The sequence below is a fragment of the Streptomyces sp. NPDC007162 genome, from assembly GCF_040634175.1.
Taxonomy (GTDB): domain Bacteria; phylum Actinomycetota; class Actinomycetes; order Streptomycetales; family Streptomycetaceae; genus Streptomyces.
Genome location: NZ_JBEYFC010000808.1, coordinates 1 through 2,794, shown reverse-complemented (window position 1 = coordinate 2,794; position 2,794 = coordinate 1). Strand labels below are relative to the sequence as shown.

The window sequence follows — 2,794 nt, the reverse complement described above, 5'->3', positions numbered from 1 at the left end:
AGCCGAGCTGGTAGGCGAACCAACAGTGGAGTGCATAGGTCAGTGGACCGGACAGGGCCAGGGCGAGTTGGGCTGCCCACGGCAGGGTGCCGGAGGCGAGGAGGGCAGCGGCGGGAGAGGTGACGGCTGCGGCGCCGGTGACGCGTTTCATGGGAGGTCTGCGCGGTTGTACGGCGCCGTGGTGGGGCGCAGGCGCTGAGTGCTGGTGCGGGCGGCCCGTGCACGTGGTGCCGTGCGGGTGGGCAGGTGCATCACTGGCTTCATGCGTGAGCTCCTTTCGGGTGAGCCTGGCAGAAGCCATTGTGTCGATGCTGCGGCATCGGCGGATCGGCACAACCGCCCAACCGCCATGGGTGGTTGTGCCGATCAGGGAATGTCGACGACGAACAGGGCGTGCTGGAACATCGCAGCGACCGGGAATGCGGTGCGAAACGGGTGAACGTGGGCGGGGGGGAGACCGAGATCGTTCAGGTAGCGGCTCCAGCCGTCGAGGTTCGGTGGCTCCTGGGCGATGTGGACATCTGCGTGTGTGCCGTGGTTGAGCATGTAGTCCCAGGCGTGCCATGCACGGCGTTGTATCGGGCCGGCTGGGGCGTCCTCCACAATGATGATCTTGGATTTTGCGACACGGACGGCTTCGCCCAGCAAGTCTTCGGGATGGATCGCATGGTGGAGTACGAAGATCAGGAGGACGGCGTCGAAGGAGTCTGCGGGGAAGGGCAGCCGGTCCCCGGGGTAGAGGCGGAGGGGCAGCGAGGTGACGTTGTGGTCGACGATGTCGATGGCCGTCACTTCGTGATGGTGGCGCTCTGTCAGGTGAAGGGCGAGTTTACAGCTTCCGGCCCCAAGGTCGAGGATTTCTCCCTTGGCGGGCAGGTATGACTGTATACGGGAAGCGATGGCCTCTTCGCGCCAAAAGTTTCGGGCCATAGCCTGTTCACTGCGCTGCGCCAGCCTCTGGATCACGCTGCTGGGGCCTTGAGCGGCGGCCGGGCGCTGGTGGGGGTTCAGGGGGCTTCCGTCCTTCCTGGGGCGTGGGTGTGTGGTGTGCGCGCTCGCTGGGCGGGCAGGGGTGCGGGTGTCCATTGCAGGCGCAGTCTGGTGCCGCCGTCGGGGGTCTCCCGCAGGTCGGCGTGGCCGCCGAGGGGGGCAAGCGCGGCCTCGTAGCGTTGAGGGTCGGGCAGAGCCCGGTGGCAGGCACCGGCGTCCGACAGTCGTTCCCGCACGGTGACTTCTACGCCTCGTCCGAGCGTGCTGGCACGCAGGACGACGTGTGACGTTCGGCCGACTCCGGCTACGTCGGCCAGGAAGCCGTCGACGGCTGCGGCCAGGCCTCGGGCCACGGGTTCGGGGGTGTCACAGGACAGCTCGGCATCGACGAGTTCGACGCGCAGGCCCTGGCTTCGGGCGGCGTCTGCGCAGCGGGCGAGTGCCGAGGCCAGATGGTGCTGGAGGGAGGGCTGTGCGGGGTTCATGGCGGCGCGCAATCGGGCTGATTCGGTGAGCGCTGTACCGCGGATCTGCCGAGCCCGGTGTTCGGGCGACAGTTCTGGTGCGTCGCAGTGGGCGATGATCTGCCGGAGGGCTTCCTCGACGCCCGCGTACATGTCGCGCAGTGTCCAGGCGTGTTCGATGGCGCGACCGGCATGGATGCCTTGAGCGACGGCTTTTCGGGCGCTGTTTCGGGCGATGGTGGTCGCGAGCCAGGCGAGCAGCAGGGCGGAGAGCAGCCACCCTTGCCGGGAGGCCAGTTGTGCCCAGCCGCTGCTGGTGAGTGCGGCGTGGTTGAGTGCGGCCATCGCGATCTGCAGGACGACGCCCCCCAGGACGAGTGCGATGCCGGCGGGGATCCCCCGCAGGACGGTCCAGAAGGCAACGACGCCGACGGCATAGGTCCACAGGATGTCACGGCCGGGCAGGAGTTCGGAGCCGGTGGGCAGAACGTGAGCCGCCCACAGGTTCATGGCAACGGTGACCGTGAGGTCAAAGCCGAGGAGAAGACGGGAGCGCAGTGCCTGGGCGAATCGGCCGGCCAGGACGACGCTCAGCAAAGTGAGGTCGACCACCAGGACGGCCGCAACGATCACGCTGTACAAGATCGGGACGGCGAGGTTGAGGTTGGCCAGCGCGTTCATGGCCTGCAGGGGGCTGAGTGCGATGCGGTAGGCCAGGGCTGCCAGGGCGAACCACGCGATGGCCTGCCGGGTGAGGCTGTCGGTGGCGTCGTGCTCGCCCAGGGCGCGGTCAGGGTCGGTGCCGCCGGGGTGGTGCGGGTGCTTGGCGAGGGTGGGTGCCAGCGGTGCGACGATGTCGATCGTGGTTCCGGCGCCGGGGCTGGTGCGGATGCGGACGGCTCCTCCGATCTCGTCGAGTCGCCTGGCGATGGAATGATGCAGGCCGAAGCCGCGGGGGGCTGTCGCCGGGTCGAAACCGCGGCCCTGGTCGGCGATGAGGATTCGCAGGCTGGTTCCTTCGTCGTGGGCGGTGACGGAAGCAGTGCGCACGCCGGAATGCTTGGCGGTATTGCGGAGTGATTCCCGCACGGCACCGCTCAGGGCCTCGGCCACGGGCTGAGCGGGCTCGGCGGTCAGGCGGGACAGGTCCAGGTGGACGTCCAGTTGGCCGCGGAAACTGTGGGACAGGGCGTACAGGGCGTCGCGCAGGCCCTCGTGTTCCTCATCGTCCTTCTGCATGGCTCTGCGCAGTTGGTCGTGTTGATCGACGGCGATCTGGCGGACTTCCTCACGCCAGCTCGTGGCGTCGGTGTCGGTGATGGCGGTGCTCCGGCCGATCT

The 2,794-nt window shown here is 68.3% G+C and carries 2 protein-coding genes; both read right to left on the bottom strand.

Features of this window, described 5'->3' with window-relative positions; translation table 11 throughout:
• Window positions 1-366: 366 nt before the first annotated feature.
• Window positions 367-966 (bottom strand): methyltransferase domain-containing protein, encoded by a 600-nt coding sequence (locus ABZ646_RS44255; protein ID WP_360532790.1) that lies wholly within the window; start codon window positions 964-966, stop codon window positions 367-369.
• 41 nt (window positions 967-1,007) lie between these two features.
• Window positions 1,008-2,794, bottom strand: a 1,787-nt coding sequence (locus tag ABZ646_RS44250; protein ID WP_360532787.1) for an ATP-binding protein, incomplete at its 5' end; no start/stop codon positions are given.